Source organism: Tessaracoccus coleopterorum, assembly GCF_011174705.1.
Lineage (GTDB): Bacteria > Actinomycetota > Actinomycetes > Propionibacteriales > Propionibacteriaceae > Arachnia > Arachnia coleopterorum.
This window is the reverse complement of record NZ_JAANIJ010000001.1, coordinates 2,481,272-2,498,363: the sequence shown is the minus strand read 5'-3', so window position 1 is coordinate 2,498,363 and position 17,092 is coordinate 2,481,272. Positions and strand designations below refer to the sequence as shown.

18 protein-coding genes, 1 tRNA gene and 8 pseudogenes are annotated in these 17,092 nt (G+C 69.9%); 10 read left to right on the top strand and 17 right to left on the bottom strand.

The genetic code is table 11. From position 1 onward, the window contains the following. Positions 1-743: 743 nt before the first annotated feature. From G7085_RS16020 to G7085_RS16000, 5 genes and pseudogenes are all read left to right on the top strand, one after another. Positions 744-1,281, top strand: a pseudogene (locus G7085_RS16020) (inorganic diphosphatase). A gap of 302 nt (positions 1,282-1,583) precedes the next feature. Next, complete coding sequence (locus G7085_RS16015; RefSeq protein WP_197511725.1) at positions 1,584-2,213, top strand: sugar phosphate isomerase family; 630 nt, start codon at positions 1,584-1,586, stop codon at positions 2,211-2,213. 147 nt (positions 2,214-2,360) lie between these two features. Next, positions 2,361-2,513 (top strand): hypothetical protein, encoded by a 153-nt coding sequence (locus G7085_RS16010; RefSeq protein WP_197511724.1) that lies wholly within the window; start codon positions 2,361-2,363, stop codon positions 2,511-2,513. Positions 2,514-2,516: 3 nt separating this feature from the next. Continuing rightward, positions 2,517-3,205, top strand: a pseudogene (locus tag G7085_RS35310) (xylulokinase). A 355-nt stretch (positions 3,206-3,560) separates the two neighbouring features. After that, the gene (locus tag G7085_RS16000; RefSeq protein ID WP_197511722.1) at positions 3,561-3,941 is read left to right on the top strand and encodes an FGGY-family carbohydrate kinase; all 381 of its coding nucleotides are present in this window, start codon (positions 3,561-3,563) and stop codon (positions 3,939-3,941) included. A 206-nt stretch (positions 3,942-4,147) separates the two neighbouring features. Here G7085_RS16000 and G7085_RS15995 read toward each other — a convergent pair whose 3' ends face one another. From G7085_RS15995 to G7085_RS15990, 3 genes are read right to left on the bottom strand one after another with little or no spacing between them, the layout of a single operon-like run. After that, complete coding sequence (locus tag G7085_RS15995) at positions 4,148-4,318, bottom strand: fluoride efflux transporter FluC (RefSeq protein ID WP_197511721.1); 171 nt, start codon at positions 4,316-4,318, stop codon at positions 4,148-4,150. 2 nt (positions 4,319-4,320) lie between these two features. After that, positions 4,321-4,449: a hypothetical protein gene (locus G7085_RS30845; protein ID WP_269452265.1), complete on the bottom strand. Its 129-nt coding sequence runs from the start codon at positions 4,447-4,449 to the stop codon at positions 4,321-4,323. 40 nt (positions 4,450-4,489) lie between these two features. Then, on the bottom strand, positions 4,490-4,846 hold the full coding sequence (locus G7085_RS15990) for a FluC/FEX family fluoride channel (RefSeq protein WP_197511720.1): 357 nt from the start codon (positions 4,844-4,846) through the stop codon (positions 4,490-4,492). Positions 4,847-4,965: 119 nt separating this feature from the next. On the opposite strand from G7085_RS15990, the pseudogene G7085_RS15985 reads away from it, so the two are divergent. From G7085_RS15985 to G7085_RS15965, 5 genes and pseudogenes are all read left to right on the top strand, one after another. Further along, a pseudogene (locus G7085_RS15985) lies at positions 4,966-5,951 on the top strand (TRM11 family SAM-dependent methyltransferase). A 48-nt stretch (positions 5,952-5,999) separates the two neighbouring features. Next, complete coding sequence (locus G7085_RS15980; RefSeq protein ID WP_197511719.1) at positions 6,000-6,590, top strand: SixA phosphatase family protein; 591 nt, start codon at positions 6,000-6,002, stop codon at positions 6,588-6,590. 19 nt (positions 6,591-6,609) lie between these two features. Then, positions 6,610-7,845, top strand: a pseudogene (locus G7085_RS15975) (ammonium transporter); the annotation flags it as partial. Between the two features lie 88 nt (positions 7,846-7,933). After that, positions 7,934-8,272, top strand: coding sequence for a P-II family nitrogen regulator (locus G7085_RS15970; protein WP_197512921.1), 339 nt, complete (start codon positions 7,934-7,936; stop codon positions 8,270-8,272). 93 nt (positions 8,273-8,365) lie between these two features. After that, entirely contained in the window at positions 8,366-8,848 is a 483-nt protein-coding gene (locus tag G7085_RS15965; RefSeq protein ID WP_197511718.1) for a GyrI-like domain-containing protein, read from the top strand. Between the two features lie 12 nt (positions 8,849-8,860). Here G7085_RS15965 and G7085_RS15960 read toward each other — a convergent pair whose 3' ends face one another. From G7085_RS15960 to G7085_RS15910, 14 genes and pseudogenes are all read right to left on the bottom strand, one after another. Continuing rightward, the gene (locus G7085_RS15960; RefSeq protein ID WP_197511717.1) at positions 8,861-9,073 is read right to left on the bottom strand and encodes a DNA glycosylase AlkZ-like family protein; all 213 of its coding nucleotides are present in this window, start codon (positions 9,071-9,073) and stop codon (positions 8,861-8,863) included. A 223-nt stretch (positions 9,074-9,296) separates the two neighbouring features. After that, positions 9,297-9,527 (bottom strand): annotated as a pseudogene (locus G7085_RS35305) (DNA glycosylase AlkZ-like family protein); the annotation flags it as partial. Positions 9,528-9,574: 47 nt separating this feature from the next. Then, positions 9,575-9,859, bottom strand: a pseudogene (locus G7085_RS35300) (DNA glycosylase AlkZ-like family protein); the annotation flags it as partial. A 97-nt stretch (positions 9,860-9,956) separates the two neighbouring features. Further along, positions 9,957-10,958 carry a flavin monoamine oxidase family protein gene (locus G7085_RS15950; protein WP_231979602.1) on the bottom strand — a complete coding sequence of 334 codons (1,002 nt, stop codon included), beginning with the start codon at positions 10,956-10,958 and terminating at the stop codon, positions 9,957-9,959. Between the two features lie 176 nt (positions 10,959-11,134). Then, a pseudogene (locus G7085_RS26990) lies at positions 11,135-11,221 on the bottom strand (FAD-dependent oxidoreductase); the annotation flags it as partial. 243 nt (positions 11,222-11,464) lie between these two features. Beyond that, a tRNA-Thr gene (locus G7085_RS15945) sits at positions 11,465-11,537 on the bottom strand. A gap of 46 nt (positions 11,538-11,583) precedes the next feature. After that, positions 11,584-12,612 (bottom strand): alpha/beta hydrolase, encoded by a 1,029-nt coding sequence (locus G7085_RS15940; protein WP_197511715.1) that lies wholly within the window; start codon positions 12,610-12,612, stop codon positions 11,584-11,586. After that, complete coding sequence (locus G7085_RS15935; protein ID WP_197511714.1) at positions 12,587-13,069, bottom strand: hypothetical protein; 483 nt, start codon at positions 13,067-13,069, stop codon at positions 12,587-12,589. The genes G7085_RS15940 and G7085_RS15935 overlap by 26 nt, the downstream gene beginning before the upstream one ends. A gap of 162 nt (positions 13,070-13,231) precedes the next feature. Next, positions 13,232-13,873, bottom strand: a complete 642-nt coding sequence (locus G7085_RS15930; RefSeq protein WP_231980563.1) for a PSP1 domain-containing protein — start codon at positions 13,871-13,873, stop codon at positions 13,232-13,234. After that, positions 13,768-14,049 (bottom strand): hypothetical protein, encoded by a 282-nt coding sequence (locus G7085_RS26985; RefSeq protein ID WP_231980826.1) that lies wholly within the window; start codon positions 14,047-14,049, stop codon positions 13,768-13,770. The genes G7085_RS15930 and G7085_RS26985 overlap by 106 nt, the downstream gene beginning before the upstream one ends. Before the next feature lie 206 nt (positions 14,050-14,255). Then, positions 14,256-14,825 carry a DoxX family protein gene (locus tag G7085_RS30840; protein ID WP_197511713.1) on the bottom strand — a complete coding sequence of 190 codons (570 nt, stop codon included), beginning with the start codon at positions 14,823-14,825 and terminating at the stop codon, positions 14,256-14,258. Beyond that, positions 14,807-15,646, bottom strand: a complete 840-nt coding sequence (locus G7085_RS15920) for a hypothetical protein (protein WP_197511712.1) — start codon at positions 15,644-15,646, stop codon at positions 14,807-14,809. Before G7085_RS15920 ends, G7085_RS30840 begins: the two co-directional genes overlap by 19 nt. Positions 15,647-15,682: 36 nt before the next feature. Next, a complete protein-coding gene (locus G7085_RS15915; protein ID WP_197511711.1) occupies positions 15,683-15,847 on the bottom strand; it encodes a hypothetical protein in 165 nt (54 codons plus the stop codon). 89 nt (positions 15,848-15,936) lie between these two features. Beyond that, positions 15,937-17,091 (bottom strand): annotated as a pseudogene (locus tag G7085_RS15910) (DNA polymerase III subunit delta'). Between the last annotated feature and the right edge of the window lies 1 nt (position 17,092).

Below are 17,092 nucleotides of genomic sequence, written 5' to 3'. Positions count from 1 at the left end.
GACGGTGGTCTGCCCGGATGCCCTCAGTGCCTCCGCGGTCGCGGCGGCGAGGTCCTGCGTGGAGGCGGGCCGGGGGTAGGCACCGGCGGCCGCGGGACGCTGGCCAGGAGCGGGTCGCCTCCCCGACCAGCACGATGGCTCCCGCCGCGGGCGAGACGACGCTCGTGGCGAACGTCTCGGAGCCGTCGAAGCCGTTCATGACGGCAAGCGTGGTCAGGGTCTTCGTGTTGGAGGCGGGGATCAGGGGGTCGTGGCCGCCTGCTCCGCGAGGAGGTCGCCCGTGACCACGTCGAGAACCTCGTAGGCGACGGTTACGGGGCGCCGTCGATCCCGACGAGCTTCGACGTGTCCAGCGCCTTGAGGCGTGCCTCGAGAGCCTCTCTGCGCGGCGCCGCCCCGACCGGGGTTCCTCCGCGGCGCTGACCAGGCCCGTTCCGGACCCCTCGGCCGGTTCGGACGGCGGGGCGCTCGGGGGCTCGAAGAGAGACGGGGACACGGTGGAGGGAGCGCCCTCCCTGGTGAGCCCGCGGCGGCCGCCGCGTCGTCGCGGAAGGCCACCAGGACAACGGCGCCGACGAGCAGAACAGTCGCAAGCACGCCGGTGACGACCCACTCGGCGATTCTGCGAGTCTCCACTACGTCCTCCAAGGCGGTATCCTGCAAGGGTCAAGTCCCACCAACGACCGGTGGGCGACCATCCCAATCATAGGAGTGCCGCAGTGAGCGAAGAGGCGCCAGTTGGCCTGACCCCGATCGATCCGGGCCGCCGCATCCTGTTCGACGTGACGGTAGAGATCCCAAGGGGACCAAGAACAAGTACGAGATGGACCACAACACGGGGCGGATCCGACTGGACCGCACGCTGTTCACCTCCACGCAGTACCCGTACGACTACGGCTTCGTCGAGGGCACCCTCGGCCAGGACGGCGACCCCTCGACGCGATGGTCATCGGCAACGACCCGACGTTCCCCGGCTGCCTCATCGAGTGCTACGCCGTGGCCATGTTCCGGATGACCGACGAGATGGGCGGCGACGACAAGGTGCTGTGCGTCGCGACGGCCGACACCCGTCGCCACCACATCACCGACCTGTCGAGCGTGCCCGAGCACATGCTGCTCGAAATCGAGCACTTCTTCTCGGTCTACAAGGACCTCGAGCCCGGCAAGTCAGTCGAGGGCGCGACCTGGACGGGTCGCGGTGACGCTGAGGAAGAGGTCGCCGCCTCGTTCGAGCGCGCGAAGGGCACGCCGTACGAGCACCATCACGTCAACCTGGCCTGAACCGGGAGAGAAGAGGTGCCGGGGAACTCCCCGGCACCTCTTTTCTGCGTTCACGGCGTCCCACCCCGGTAGTCCGAGATTTTCTGACAACCAGTGACGCGCTTTCGATAGGCCTTGCAAAGTTTTGACAAGATTGGTTGGATAGGGATCGACGCTCCAACGGAGGAGAAGGATGTCCCACCGACGACACGGCACCGGCCCCATGCCCGTCCTCGACGCGACCGCCTGCCGCCCACGAGCCGCCCGACCCACGAGCAAGCGGCACGGACGCCGCGCCCAGCCACCACCCCGAAAGGATGACCATGTCATTCAATCCGAACTTCCAGCCCGCCGACTTCATCCCCTTCAGGGACCGCGCGGAGATCGCGAGGGTGAACGCACTCACCCGGGAGGAGTACCTGACGCATCCCAATCCGGACGTCCAGATCACCGTCCTTCCGGACAACCAGCTGAACGGACGGTTCGTCGCGGACATGGTCGGGGAGATCGTCCGCGCCAAGCTCGAGGGCCGCAAGTGCGTCCTGATCCTGCCGAACCCGAACCCGGCATACCGCGAGGTCGCGCACATCCTCAACGCGATGCGCATGGATCTGAGCCACGTCACGACCTTCAACATGGATGAATGGGCGGACGAGGATGGGAATGTGGCCGGGGTCGAGTACGCCGCCAGCTTCATCAACTCGACCAAGAAGTTCTTCTGGGACGAACTGGATCCCGAACTCCGGATGCCTCAAGAGCAGTTCCTGTTCCCGACCACGGAGAACATCACCCGCTACTCGGAGATGATCCACGAGGCCGGCGACGCGGACGTCGCCTATCAGGGCCCAGGTTGGGCGGGCCATGTCGCCTTTGTCGATCCCAGCCCCGAATTCTCGACCGACCTGGATGAGTTCCTGACCCAGGGGCGCGCATCGTCACACTCCACCCGCTGACGATCGCCCAGAACTCACTGCACGGATGCTTCGGGTCCTCCGGCGACGTGGCGAATGTCCCGCCCGCGCAGCGACCATCGGCCCCTGGACATTGTGCGCACCAAGCGTCGCGTCGAGACACATGCGATCTCGACAAGGGGTACCGACGTGGCCTGGCAGCGCACGATCTCCCGTCTGACGCTGCACGGGCCGGTCACGCCCCTGGTGCCGACCTCGATCATGCAGAAGTTGGGGGCCGAGTTCTACATCAGCGAGACGATCGCTGCGCCGGTCATTCCCGATTTCGAGATCCAGTACTAGCGGATGGCCGCGGACACAGACCTCTGGCTCGGGGTCGACCTCGGCACCACCGGAGTGCGGTGCGTCGTCTTCGACGCGGCGCTGTCCCCGGTCTCCAGCGCCTATCTGGAGGCCCCACCGCGCTACCTGCCCGACGGCACGGTCGAGCAGGATGCCGAGTCGTGGTTCGACTCGACCGTCGCGGTGATGGGCAGGGCCGTGGCCGGCATCGATGCGAGCCGGGTCGGGGGTCTGTCGCTCAGCACCCAGGGCATCTCGGTGGTGCCCGTGGGCAGAGATGGCAGGCCCTCCGGCCCGCCATCTCCTGGCTGGACCTGAGGGGCCAGTCCGAGTTGTCGACCCTGACGGACGCCGTCGGCGCAGGCGAGTTGCGACGACGCACGGGCAAGCCTCTCAGCGGTTCCTACACGCTGCCCAAGCTCCTCTGGCTGGCACGGCACGAGCCGGAGGTGGTGGCGCGCACCTCCTCCTTCCTGCTCCCCATGGACTTCCTGCTCCTGCGTCTCACGGGCCGCGCTGTCACGGACCACACGCTCGCCGGTGGCACGATGGCCTATCGGCTCGACACGTTCGCGTGGGACACGGAACTCCTTGAGGCCGTCGGCATCGCGCCTTCGACGCTGCCCGAGATCGTCACATCCGGGAGTTGGTCGGCACCCTGCTGCCCTCCGTGGCCGCTGCGGTGGGGTTGAGCGAGATCCCCGTCCACGCCGGGGCGCAGGATCAGAAGTGTGCCGCGTTGGCCGCTGGCATCGGCATGGGCGTGACGACCCTCTCGCTGGGAACCTCGGGAGCCATCGAAGCCCTGTGTAGCGGGCCTGTACCGCAGGGAGACGCGCCGGTCTTTCCGTTTCTCGGCCCAGGGAGGTGGGTGCAGGAGGCGCCGATCGAGACGGCCGGCGCCGCGCACCGCTGGGCTGCACACGCCCTCTTCGAGGGCGACTACGCGGCCCTCGAAGCCAGCGTGTTGGAGGCCTACCCAGGCCATGATCGCCCGCTCTTCCTCCCGGAACTGTCCCGCGTCGGCCTCTCGAGCGACCGCGAGAGGTGGGGGCTGGAACCCGCAGGCGTCTTCTGGGGTCTCGGGCTGGGCAGCAGCCGTGGCGACCTGGCCCGTGCCGTCCTCGAGGGGTCGGCTTCCAGGTCGCCGGCTGGCTCGAACGGCTGCATCAGAGGCCCGCGGTTCTCCGTGTGTTCGGGGGCGGCACGAGGAGCCCGGCATGGACACAACTGCTCGCGGACACAACCGGCGTCCCGCTCGAGACGCTTGCGAACCCGGAGGCTGCCGCGGCCGGCGCGGCCATCCTCGCCGGTGCCCCCGGACAGAGCGCCATCTCCGGGCGGTTCGAGCCGGATCCCGTCAACGTCGAACGTTACGCGCACCGCCGCGCGTCCTGGTCCCGCCTGCGCGCCGAGATCTATCCCTGACCCACCGGGCGTTCGCCTGCAGACCCGGCTCTCCCGGACCGTGTCTGCCGGTCGAACAGCCGGGCAGGAGCGACGCGATGTCAGCCGGCGATCCGCCGTCGTTCTCCCAGCGCGGCGGGCCCGCGGCGGTGAGCGGGGCGGCCTCTTGCCTGGGGCTGCCGGTGGAGTTCGGCGCCCCCTGAGTCATGTGGTCGGAGCCCGGTGCCCTACCACGAGCCGAGCTGGATGCCGAGCCAGGCCGCGGCCAGGCAGCCGACGATGGTCGCCACCGCGTAGCCGACGCCGACCCGCCACCGGCGCAGGCCGATCTCCCGGGCCACCTGCCAGCACGCCGTCGAGAAGGTCGTGAAACCGCCGCAGAATCCGGTCCCGATCACCGTCAGCCAGGCACCGGGACGGTGGCCGAGGCCACCCCGAGCACCAGGGAACCGAGCACGTTGACCAGCAGGGTGCTCCTCCACGCGTGGGTCCGCCGGGTGACGACCTCGTCGACACCGGCCCGGGCCATCGCCCCAGCCCTCCCGCGAGGCAGGCGGCCAGCACCGTGATCACCCGTCGTTCCCGCGCAGCTTCATGCCTGCCAGATGACCGAGCCCGGCGAAGATGACCCCGGCGCCCGTCTCGGCGATGACGATGGGGATGCCGCCGGGCTGGGTGACGCCCTGCAGGGCAAGCGTCGACCAGGAGGTGAACGCACCGATGCCGCCGACGGCGAGGAACACGCGGGCGAGGGTCGCGTGGGGGCCCAGCAGCCCGGACACGATCCCGATCAGAAGGCACCCGATGAAGTTCACCGCCGCAAGCGCGATCACCTCGTCGCCCACCAGGCGCAGCACGGCGATCCTCAGCCCGGTGCCGACCGCACCGCCCGCGAAGATCACCAGCAGCTTCACCCAGAGCCTCATGACCGACATCCTCCCCTCCGCCACGGGCCAATCCAAAATGGCCGTGGCTCCCGTGCCGGGGGTGCGACGGCGGCCCGGTCAGCGATGGTGTGGGAAACTATCCAGATGCCCGCTACCTGATGTTGCGCACCCCGTCGGCCAACCGCGTCTATGCCGGCGAGTCCGGCCCGCTCTCGGCCGCCGAGCTGGAGATCACCGCACCCGATGTGAGCGGGATCGCCGACGTCGACCTGGCAGGCGTCGACTACCTCTCCTTCGAGGCGGCGGAACTCGGCGAGGCGGAACTCGCGGTGGTGGCCCGCCAGTCCGCCTGCTTCGCGCTCTTCGAGGCCGAGGGCGACCTGCTGCGTCCCGTCCGGCTCCCCGCCCCGTTCGTGCTGGACGACGACCTGGTGACCATCCCGAAGTACCAGGGCAAGACCAACGAGCAGTTCACCCAGCTTCTGCTGTGCGTGACGCTGGCCGCAGTCACCCGCGAGGCGACGGGCCCCGGCAGATCCTCGATCCGCTGGCCGGCCGCGGAACCACCCTCTCCACTGCCCTGATGCTCGGCCACGACGCGTACGGCGTCGAGGGCGATGCGAAGTCGTTCGAGCAGGCCGCCTCCTTCTACAAGACGTACCTCCGCCGCAAGCGGATCAAGCACACCGCCGACGTGCGCCCCGTCAAGCGCGATGGCAAGTCCATCGGCAAGCGCTTCGACGCCCGGATCGACCTGCCCGATGCGGGCCTCAACCTCACCTCCTTCACCGGGGACACCCGCCAGTCCGCGGACCTGTTCGGGAAGAAGAAGTTCGACGCCATCGTCACCGACGCCCCTACGGCGTCGCGCACGGGGCAACCACCGACGTCCGGGCACCTCGGGGCGACGCGACCGCTCCCCGCCGGGCTGCTGCGCGAGGCGCTTCCGGTGTGGACGGGCCAGCTGATGCACGGCGGCGCCCTCGGCCTGTCCTGGAACACGTTCGGCCTCACCCGCGAGGACCTTTCCGCCATGCTCGCCGACGCCGGCCTCACCGTCCTGGAGGGCGGCCCGTGGGAGCGCTTCGCGCACCGGGTCGACTCCTCGATCCGTCGCGACCTGATCGTGGCAGTCAAGCCCTGATCCGGCCCCACCGGGAGCCCGCGCCCGGGAGCCCGCGCCGCGACGTCCGTGACACTAGGCTGGGGTGATGCGACGACTCGTGCTGATGCGCCACGCGAAGGCCGAACACGACAGCCCCGGGAGCGACCACGCCAGGGCCTCACCAGGACGGGCCGGAGCGACTCGGAGGCGGCGGGCCTCGCGCTCCGCGGCCTCGGCCTCCAGCTGGCCCTCGTGTCGACGGCGACGCGCACGCGCGAGACGTTCGGGTCGCTCGGGCTCGACATCCCGGCCATCTACCTCGATGACCTCTACTTCGGCGGCACCGACGCGGCCCTCAGCGCAATAGCGGCCACCGACGACGCCGTCACGGGCCTGCTCGTGGTGGGGCACGCCCCACCATCCCCGACCTTGCCGCACGACTCCTGTACGCCGGGAACCCCGCGAGGCGGACCGGGTCGGTTCCTGGTTCCCGACGGCCGCCTACTCGTCGTTCACACTCCCCGGAAGCTGGATCGACCTGCTCGGCGACCAGACACCCGCCTACGACGGCACCACGCGCCCGGCAACACAGCCGTAACATCGCGCTCCGGGTTCGTTACCCAATGCCCGGAATCGCTAACTCCACCGTTACCGGGCGTGGCGTCCACCGAAACCTGACGCCTGTTGGATCGTCCACATGGAAATCCTCGAAATAGACACCGGCGACACCGCGTGGGTCCTGGTCAGCGCCGCGCTGGTCCTCCTCATGACCCCAGGTCTCGCATTCTTCTACGGCGGCATGGTGCGCGCGAAGAGCGTGCTGAACATGGTCATGATGTCGATCACGACGATGGGGATCGTCGGGGTCCTGTGGGTGGTTGTCGGCTACTCCATCGCGTTCGGCAACTCGGTCGGCGGGCTCTTCGGCAACCCGCTCGAGTTCGCCTTCCTGAACGGCCTGATGGATCCCGAGAAGGCCACCTTCACCGTCCCTGCCCTCGTCTTCGCCGGCTTCCAGGCCGCGTTCGCGATCATCGCGGTCGCGCTCATCTCCGGTGCCGTCGCTGACCGCATGAAGTTCTCCGCATGGGCCACGTTCGCCGCGGTGTGGGCGCTGCTGGTCTACTTCCCCGCGGCCCACTGGGTGTTCTCCTTCGACGGCGGCACCGCCGAGAAGGGCGGCTTCATCGCCAACACCATCAAGGCGATCGACTTCGCGGGCGGCACCGCCATCCACATCAACGCAGGCGCCGCGGCACTGGCCCTCTGCCTGGTGCTCGGCCCGCGACTCGGCTTCGGCAAGGTGCCGATGCGGCCGCACAACCTGACCCTTGTCATGCTGGGCGCGGCCCTGCTGTGGTTCGGCTGGTTCGGCTTCAACGCCGGCTCGGCGCTGGGCGCAAACGCGACCGCCGGTGTGGCCTGGATCAACACGCTGGCCGGGGCCGCCGCCGCGATGCTCGGCTGGCTGGTCGTCGAGCGGCTCCGTGACGGCCACGCCACCAGCCTGGGTGCGGCCTCGGGCATAGTGGCCGGCCTGGTCGGCATCACTCCCGCCGCCGCCTCGGTCAGCCCGCTCGGTGCCCTCCTGGTCGGTCTCGCCGCGGGCGTCCTCTGCGCCTTCGCGATCGGAGTCAAGAACAGGTTCGGCTACGACGATTCCCTCGACGTCGTCGGTGTCCACCTCGTCGGCGGCCTCGTCGGTACCCTGCTCATCGGCTTCCTCGCCGACCCTGCCTCCCCGGCGGGCGTCGCCGGTCTCTTCTACGGCGGCGGCGTCGACCAGCTGTGGCGCCAGGTCGCGGGCGCGCTGATCGTGATGGTCTACTCCTTCGTGGTGACCCTGGTGATCGCGAAGGTCCTCGACAAGACCATCGGCCTGCGGGTCGTCGGTGAGGTCGAGACCCAGGGCATCGACACCGCTGAGCACGCCGAGTCCGGCTACGACCTCAGCCACGTCGGCTACTCCACCTACGGCGTCCGTCAGACGCTTATCGTCCCGAACCGAGAGGGGTCGACGCATGAGGCTCGTCACCGCAATCGTCCAGCCCACCATGTTGACCCAGGTCCAGATCGCGCTCGCCCAGCACGGTATCGCGGGTATGACGGTGACCGAGTGCTCCGGCTACGCCAGGCAGCGCGGCCACAAGGAGATCTACCGGGGGGCCGAGTACACCATCGACTTCATCACCAAGGCCAGGATCGAGGTCCTCGTCGAGGATCACGAGGTCGACGGCGTGATCAAGGTGATCACCGCGGCGGCCCGCACCGGCGCCGTCGGCGATGGGAAGGTCTGGTCGACACCCATCGACGAGGTCGTCCGCATCCGCACCGGTGAGACCGGATCCGCCGCGATCTGATCCGCGGGCCACGAGGGGCGCCGGGTGGGTATCGATATCCCACCCGGCGCCCGTGTGTCATGCTCGGAGCACGCACCGCACAGAGGAGGACCCATGAGCAGCTTCCCCGCCGGTTCCGAAGGCTGGCCCGAGCCGATCGTCCTCGAAGGGGTGCCCGCGACACCGACCGCGGTGGTGCGCCACGAGGACGTCACCCTCACCGATCTGCCTGCCCTCTTCGACGCCGGCTACCAGCGCGTCGTGGCCGTGACCGTCGCCCTCGACATCCCGATCACCGGGCCGGCCGTCGCCGTCTACGTGGGCGACCCGCATGAGGTGTTCACCGTCGAGATCGGCTTCCCGGTGGCGGGCGCGTTCTCACCGGCCGATGGCGTGCGCCCGTCCAGCATCCCGGGTGGCTCGCTGGCGGTGCTGTCGCACATCGGCCCGTACGACGCGCTCCCGGCCGCCTGGGCGAGGCTGACGGCCTTCCTGGCCGATCAGGGACTGCGGCCTGGCGATCGGGTGGGAGAGGTCTACGTGACCGAACCCTCCCCACGACCGACCCCGCCACGCTGCGGACCGATCTGTTCGTGACGGTGTCCTGACCTACGGCGTCACGAACGGGAACGCGCTGAACCGCGCCTCGAGCTGCCTCGTTGTGGCCTCGGTGATCGGCTCGAACGCGTCAACCTGCAGCTTGCGTCGACCACCGGCACCCGTCCTGGTCCACGTGCCGACGACCCTTCCTCCCACCACCACCGAGCGCTTGAACACCCCGTTGTTGCCGGGCACGAGCCGGCGGTGGTGGTCGTCCCGCATGGCGAAGAGCCGGTCCGGTAGCCGAGGATGTATTCGTCGAACCCCGGAAGCAGGATCGGCCGGGTGACGGCGCGACCCACCGCCGCGACCTCGTCCGGCAGGCCCGCTCGCCAGTAGCTCGGCTCGTCGGCGCCGTCGCTCTCGAGCCGGTCGACGATGAGGGAAGCGCCCTGCGGATCTCTCCGAGGGTCAGCTTCGTCCACCACGCGAAGTCGCGGAGCGTGGCGGGCCCGTGTGAGGTGAGGTACCGCAGGAGGAACTCGGCGACGGCGGGCGTCCTCTCCCCGCCGAACCTGTCCTCGAGGCCGGGTGCACCCGGCAGCCACCGGCTGACGAGGGCGACGTCCTGATCGGCGCCGTTCCACGGCCCGTAGACGAGCAGGGTCGAGGCGATGAGCGTGAAGAGCATGTGGTAACCGCGTCCACCCGCGGGGCGAGGCCGGCCGCGTCCCACAGTTCGAAGAGCGCAGACCGTGGCAGGGGGCCCGACGCCAGCGCCTCCTCGGCGACGGCTCCGGCCCGTCCGATCTGCGCGTCGTCCAGCCCGAGTTGGTGCCTGCGGCTCGCGGCGGATCTCAGGCTCGGCCCTGCGCACAGCTCGGTGGCCCAGACGGCATCCGCGGCTGCCATCAGGAAGACGGTGCCGCGCATGGGGTAGCCCCGTACGAGACGGGCGTCGTCCAGGGCGGCGTAGAGGTCGTCCAGTCGACCGGTGGAGCGGAGCGCTGCGGATGCGAGGACGCCCGGGAGGTCCTGTCCCTGCATCGCGCCGAGCGCGGCCACCATCGACGTCGGGTCGGGCGACGGCGGCCCGACGAGCGCCTGGGCGACGAGCCGGGAACGGGTCAGCGGGGGTGTTGCCACCCCGTCAGACTAGGCCGGCTCAGGCCAGTTCGCGGGCGACCGCCGCGGCGACCTCCCGGCCGGAACGCACTGCGCCCTCCATGTAGCCGTTGAAGCGGGTGGCGTACTCGGCCCCTGCCCAGTGCAGGACGCCCTCTGGCTCCGCGAGAATCGGACCGTTGGTGGTCCACACGCCGGGCGAGAAGTGCGCCCCGTGGCAGCCTCCGGTGAACCGCTCGGACGACCAGTCGCGCTCGATGTAGGCCACCGGCTTCGCGGCGGTCTCGCCGAACGTCCGGACCACCGAGTCCACGAACGCCCTCTCGCGCAGCGTGATGGAGCGCCGCGACAGCGAGTCGGCGTCGGCGCCCTCGAAGAAGCCCATCAGGTGGCCCCGGTTGGAGTTGTCCGCGGTTGTGTCGAAGGTGACGCGCACGGCACCCTCGTCGGCACTGGACTGGCCCGAGAAGCCGCGGTCACGCCAGAACGGGTGGTCGTAGATCAGGAAGGCCTTGATGACGTTGCCGGGAGCGACCTTTTCCGCCGCCTCCTGGCGCCACTTCGGGAGGGCCGGCTCGTGCTCGAGCTTGACCGCGAGTCGCGGGGGCAGCGTGGAGATGACCTGGCGGGCCTCGATCTCCTCACCGTCGGCGAGCGTCAGGGTGGCGAAGCGGTCGTCGTAGCGGACCTTCACCACCTCCGCGTCGAGCCGGACCACGTCGCCCAGCCGGTCGGCGAGCGCGGCGACGACGGTGGCCATGCCACCCTCGACGCGCTTCTGGTGCAGTCCGCCGTTGCTGGCGAGCATCGACTCGAGGTCGGGGCCGGAGTTGACCTGGTGGAGGCCCTCGAGCAGCGTCGCGCCCTTCGGCATCGGGCCGAAGGCCGCGGTGTAGACCTCGGAGAAGCGGCGCTGGGCGCCCTGGGTGCGCAGGTTCGTCGACACCCAGCGGCGGAGATCCTGGCCGAGCCAGGCGTGGTTCGCCTGACGCCAGGCCGCGTCGTCACGCAGGCGCTCGGCGAGGCGGCGGAGCCGCAGCAACCCTGGCCGAGGTCGGACACCTCGAAGGGTGTGAGCGCGGGTGCCTCGTCCGTGGAAGGCACCTCGAGCGCCTGGCCGCGGAGCCGGACGACGAGATTGCCCTTAGCCGGCAGGCCGATGGTCCTGAGATCGAGATCGTCGATGATCTCGGTGAGGGCGTCGAAGCCGGGGCCGATCCACTGGCCGCCCAGCTCGACGTAGCCCCCATCGCTGAGATCCCGGTTCTCGACGCGCCCTCCGACGCGGTCGCGGCCCTCGAGCACGGCGACCTTCAGACCCGGTCAACGAGGTACTGAGCGGCAGCGAGTCCAGCCAAGCCGGCCCGATGATGGCGCAGTCCAACACGAGTTCCTCCTTCAGAACCGGAGCCCCAGCTCGTCCAAGTGATGTATCCCAACCCTACAAGGGCCCGGGGCCGCGGCCTTGGACGCCCCCGTTTAAGCCGCCCACCCTGATGTGCATAGAAAGCGGGACGGATCCAGGCATAGGATCCGTCCCGCTGTCCGAGCCGCCCACGGGAATCGAACCCGTGACCTACGCTTTACGAGAGCGTCGCTCTACCGACTGAGCTAGGGCGGCAGCAGGACGGAACTATACCGAACCGTCCCGGGTTTTGACGAACCGGCTACGAGCAGGTCGTTCCCTCATCCGGGACGACCCCGTCGTAGAGGTAACGCTCGACCGCCTTGGCGATGCACTCGTTGTCGCCGGTGACGGCACCGTGGCCGGCACCGTCGAGCGTCAGCAGGTTGCCCGACTCGAGCTGCCCGGCCATGGACACCGCCTGCTGGTAGGGCGTGGCGGAATCACCTGTGGTGCCGACGACGAGAATCGGGGCGGCACCCGCGCCGTCGAGCTTCAGCTGGGGCGCGGACCCTGCGGTCCAGAGCTGACAGGTGTAGCTGGTGCCCATGTTCGGGGCGAGGATCGGGGCCTCATCGAAGGTGTCCTTCCAGTCCTGCAGCACCGGAGCGACCCCCTCGTCGACGCCGTCCACGCAGGCCATCGCGGGAAACGAGTAGGCGATGGTGTCGTAGCCGTTGTCGTAGCGCCCGTTGAGCGAGTCGGCGGCGCCGAGCAGGTTGGCCCCCTCGCCTCGCATCGCCTGCTGCAGAACGGTGGCGAGGCTGCGGTAGGCCTCCTCATCGGCGTACAGGAACAGCGCGACCCCGCTCGCAGCGAGCGACTGGGTCAACAACCTGTTGCCGACGGTGACCGGGGCCGCGTCGAGGCTGGCGAGGAACGTCGCGATCTCCTTGTCGATGGCTGCCTTGTCGTCGCCCAGCTCGCAGAGGTCGGAGGACGCGCACCAGGTGGTGAAGTTGCTGAGCGCCAACTCGAAGCCTGCCGCCTGCGGCACCTCGTCCTTTCCGGTGATCTCGACGGCGGCGTCGAGCACGAGCCGACCGGTCGAGTGGGGGAAGAGGGTGGCGTACATCGAACCGACATAGGTGCCGTAGGAGACGCCGACGTAGTTGAGCTTCTCGGCGCCGAGCAGGTGCCGGAGCAGGTCGAGGTCGCGCACCACGTCGATGGTGGTGAGGTGGTCGAGCAGGATCCCGGAGCCGTCGCGGCATTCCTGGGCGAACCGCGCGGAGCCGTCGCGCAGCGCGGCGTCCTCGGCGGCGTCATCGGGGCTCGTGTCGAGGTTCATGAGGGCATCGGTCTGCTCGAGTCCTCCGCACACGACATGGGTGGATTCCCCGGTTCCCCGCGGATCCCAGCCGACGGGTCGTACTGCGTCCACCGGTCGGCCACCGACCTGGCGAAGTCCTGACCCCCGAACCCCGGCCCCCGGGGTTCACGAACAGCGGGCCGAGCTTGGATCCCGCGTTGGGGATGCGTCGCACGGCGAGTTCGATGGCGTCGCCCTGCGGCTCGTCCCAGACCAGCGGCGCGAGGACCTTCGCGCACAGATCGGTCTCGGAGTCGGCGCACAGTTCCCAGTTGACCACCTGCGCGGCATAGGCGGCATGGTCACCCGGGGAGTCGAGGAACTCGACGCGCGGTGTGCCCGCCGCCTTGTAGTCGAGTTGCCGGTCGGCGTTCTCGTTCTTCTCGGCGGGGAAGACGGCGTGGTCCGCAATGGGCTTCTCCGGCATGCCGGGCATCCGCTCGCCGTCGGCAGGGGGCCGGGCGTCTGCGGTCCCGGGTCATCGACGGGGCGGGCACGTCCGGGCTCTGTCCCTGGATCATCCGGCCCAGGAACAGGATCGCGACGAGCGAGATCGCGATGGTGGCCAGGATGACCTGCGTGACCTGGACGGCTCTACTCATGCGACTCCTCGGCGGTGCGTGCCCTGCGCCTCGAACATACCGACTCGAGCGGGCAACTCAACTCCTCGCCCGATGCGGTGCGCACCCGGACCGAGTCCGCTGGAACCTGGTGGCCGATGACGCGCGCCCGCTCCCGTGGATAGTGACCGTCTCCCCGATGGCGGGGCTTCCGCATGGAACCGCTCGTAGAGGGGGTGTTCGAACTTGAGGCAGCACATCAGCTTGCCGCAGGCGCCCGCGATCTGCAGCGGGTTCGCGGGGATGCCCTGCACCTTGGCCAGTCTGAGGGACACCGGCTCGAAGTCCGTGAGGAAGGTGGTGCAACAGAACTCCCTGCCGCAGCTGCCGACGCCACCGATCAGGCGGGCCGCGTCGCGGGCACCCACCTGCCGCAGGTCGATCCTGGATTCCAGGGTTCGTGCCAGGTCGCCGAGCAGTTGACGGAAGTCGACGCGGTGCGGCGCCGTGAAGTAGACGGCCACCACCTTGTCGAAGTCAGCGGAACGGTCGAGGAAGTCGACGCCGACCACCTTCATGGGGAGCCCGTGCCGCTCGATGAGCTCGCGCGCGACCCGGGCGGCGTCGGAGCGGATCTCCCGATTGCGGGCGTCCCGCTCATGATCGGCAGACGAGGCCATTCCGGCGCAGACCGGCAGTTCCCCGAACCCCTCGCGTGGCTCCTCGGGGCCCAGACGCACTGGGCGAGCTCCGCCCCGTCCACCGTCGGGTAGAGCACCCAGTCGCCGACCCCGTAGTCGCCGTCACCCGGGTCGAGGTAGTGCAGCTGGCCGTGCCGCTCGAACGTGACGGCCATCACCTTTGCCATGGCGCCAAGCCTAACGGCCCCGGAAACGCCGGAGGCCCCGACTCTGGTCGGGGGCCTCCGGGTGCTGATCCGGTCAGGACCGCTTGTCCAGCTTTGCGTTCCAGCGGGCCTTCGAGATGGCTCCATCGATGCCGACCTTGCCGCCACCGAGCGAGAACAGCAGGATGCCGACGACCGCCAGCAGCAGGTCCCTGTCACCGCGGAACCCTCCATACCCGCGGTGAAGATGGGAACGGGCCCCATCGCACGAAGATGAGCGAGCCGATGGCGAGCAGCGCGAGCAGCAGGCCGACCGCACGCACGCCCAGCCCGAGGACGAGCATCACCGCCATGACGGCGAGCCCGAACCCAAGGCCCCACGCCACCTCGCGGGGGTAGGGGATCAGCGTCTGGCCGAGGTAATCGGCGGTGGCATTGATCGACGTCAGGATCTGCATGGAGGCGACGCCCAGCATGCCCGCGACGACCAGCCGGAGCAGCAGCAGACCGAAGCTGCCGAAGCCACCGACGCCCGGGCGGCGGGGCGGGTTCGGGTCACGCAGCGCATTGGCCTCGGAGGTGGCCACGAGGCCGAGCCTCTGGTCACGGGCCTCCCGTTCCATCCTGAGCTGCTCGGCGAGCTTCTGTTCCTCTGCGGCCTCGCCCAGGAGGGTGTTCTGCGTGTCGATCACCTGGGTCTGATCGGCGTCCGGACGGTAGAGCCCCTCGATCGTGGGGCTCGGCTGGCTGGCCGCGGCCGCGGCCGCTACGCCTGCGGCGAGCACCTCCTCGTCGGAGGTTCCCTCAGGGAACGCGACCTCGAGGGACGCTGTCGGGTCTCGGTGAGGGACTCATCCCCTCGTCCAGGACGGGTGTCTGCCCACCGGCCCGGGTCGTGCGAAGGGGTCTTCGGTGCCGGGCCCGGCCACGGCTGCATCCACCTCGGGGACCTCCGGCTCAGCCAGGGGCATCGGCACGGCAACCGGCTCGGTCCACTGTGACTCCTCAACAGCCTCGGCCTCAGGTGCGGGCTCCTGCTCCACCACGGGCTCATCGGCCACCGGCTCGGCCCACTGCGCCTCCCGACAGCCTCGGCCTCAGGTGCGGGCTCCTGCTCCACCACGGGCTCATCGGCCACCGGCTCGGCCCACTGCGCCTCCTCAACAGCCTCGGCCTCAGGTGCGGGCTCCTGCTCCACCACGGGCTCAACGGCCACCGGCTCGACCCACTGCGCCTCCCCGACAGCCTCGGCCTCAGGTGCGGGCTCCTGCTCCACCACGGGCTCAACGGCCACCGGCTCGACCCACTGCGCCTCCCCGACAGCCTCGGCCTCAGGTGCGGGCTCCTGCTCCACCACGGGCTCAACGGCCACCGGCTCGACCCACTGCGCCTCCCCGACAGCCTCGGCCTCAGGTGCGGGCTCCTGCTCCACCACGGGCTCATCGGCCACCGGCTCGACCCACTGCGCCTCCCCGACAGCCTCGGCCTCAGGTGCGGGCTCCTGCTCCACCACGGGCTCATCGGCCACCGGCTCGACCCACTGCGCCTCCCCGACAGCCCCGGCCTCAGGTGCGGGCTCCTGCTCCACCACGGGCTCATCGGCCACCGGCTCGACCCACTGCGCCTCCCGACAGCCTCGGCCTCAGGTGCGGGCTCCACTCCGGGGCTCGACGGGCACGCTCGGCACCGGCGGCGTCGGCACACCCTGCTCGGAGGAGTAGTCGTCCCAGGGCTCGACGGGGACCCCGTAGTCGTCTTGTGCCTCAGACCAGTCGTCGGCGCCGCGGGGGTACCTTCCTGGACCCACTCGTTGTTGGTCATCTCGAATATCCCCTTTTCCTGGGCAGTCTCCGCAATCTTTGCATTGCCGGGCGCGCAGCGGCCGGGGACACGCCGTCAGGACCGCCCGGCAAGCGAGAGCGAGATGAGCAGTGCCTCGAGTGCCAGGAGAGGTGCGACGTTACCCTCGAGCGCCGTGCGCGCCCTGAGGATGGCGTCCAGCGCATGGACCGTCTGCTCGGGTCGGGTCCGGCGGGCGATGGGTTCGATCTCGTCGGCCAGGTCGGAGTTGACCAGGGGCACCCCCGACGCGGTCTGCGCCGCGAGCACGTCGCGGTAGTAGCCCGTGAGCTCGGTGAGAACGCGGTCGAGCGCGTCGCGTTGGAGGCGCTTGACGCGGGCCTTCTGCTGGTCCTCCAGGTCCCTCAGGGCGGCCTGGGCGTTGCGCGGCTTCGCGCCCTGCCGCCGAGGCCCAGGGCCTCCTGCAGAGCGGTGAGCTCCTTGGTGTCGAGCTCGGCAGTCGCCTGCGCGGCCTCGAGTCCCGACGACTCCACGAGGTTCTGGGCGGCGTCCAGGCACGCCGTGACCGAGGTGAGGCGGCCGGGCAGGGCGAGGATCTCCCGGCGCCGGATCCGGGCCTCCTCGTTGCGGGCGAGCATCCTCGCCCGACCGACGTGCCCCTGGGCAGCCCGCGCCGAGTGGGCCGCGAGCGCGGGCGCGATGCCGTCACGCGTCACGAGCAGTTCGGTGACCGCCTCGTCGCTCGGGGTGACGAGGCGCAGCAGTCGGCTGCGGGAACGCACCGTGATGATCACGTCGTCCGGGCTCGGGGCGCACAGCAGCCACACGGTCCGAGGCGACGGCTCCTCGAGACCCTTGAGCAGCGCGTCGGCGCCGCGTTCGGTGATCCGGTCGGCGTCCTCGACCACGACGATCTGGTAGCGGCCCTTCATGGGGTCACGTTGGCCCTGCCCACCAGTTGGCGGACCTCGTCGACACCGATGGAGAGCTGCTCGGTGCGCAGCAGCGTGACGTCGGGATGTGCCCCGGACAGGGTGGTGCGGCACGCCTCGCAGCTTCCACAGCCGCCGCGGCCGCACTGCAGCGCGGCGGCGAAGGCCTTCGCCGCGTTCGACCTGCCTGACCCGGGGGCCCGACGAAGAGCCAGGCGTGCGTCATGGCGTGTCGCCGACCCTCCACCGCGCGGCGGAGGATTTCGACGGCACGGTCCTGGCCGATCAGTTCGGAGAAGACGTCACCCATGCGGGTCATC